Source organism: Fulvivirga aurantia (assembly GCF_009711475.1).
In the GTDB taxonomy this organism is placed as follows: domain Bacteria; phylum Bacteroidota; class Bacteroidia; order Cytophagales; family Cyclobacteriaceae; genus Fulvivirga; species Fulvivirga aurantia.
The window spans coordinates 1-482 of the sequence record NZ_SMMD01000096.1 but is presented as its reverse complement, the minus strand read 5'-3'; the positions used below and the strand labels follow the sequence as shown (position 1 = coordinate 482).

The 482-nt window shown below is 37.6% G+C and carries 1 pseudogene; it reads right to left on the bottom strand.

Going from position 1 to position 482, the window contains the following annotated elements:
* Positions 1–482, bottom strand: a pseudogene (locus E1176_RS20075) (tetratricopeptide repeat protein); the annotation flags it as partial.

Sequence of the window (482 nt, the reverse complement as noted above, 5' to 3'; positions counted from 1 at the left end):
AGTGCCGGGATATTGCTTTATCACATAACTGAAGATTTTAATTGCCATATTATAATCTTCGTTATCGAGAGCAATCAAACCAATATTAATACTGCGGCTTCCCTCAGTTTGCAACCTACGGTCTATAGCTCTGGCCTGTATAAAGGCCCCGTAAAAATTCTTTTGCTGTAGATTTACCCAAATAAGTAGCTCTCCATATATTTCACTATTTGGGTTTTGCTGGATTTTGTCCAACAGTAGACTTTCAAGACTTGCCAATTCTTCTGGCTCTGCCAGTAAATTTTGAAGGGTATTTTTTACATAATTTAGGTTTGACGGATTTTGGCTCACGTAGTTGAGGTATTCTTCAACCATCAAATCCTTTTCATTCATTATGCGGTAAATATTGGCCATCTCCAATGAGTAAGCAAAAGGACTACTCGTGGCTTTGCGTGCTTGCTGAAATGTAAACACAGCATAGTTGGTAAGTTGTTTATTTACAA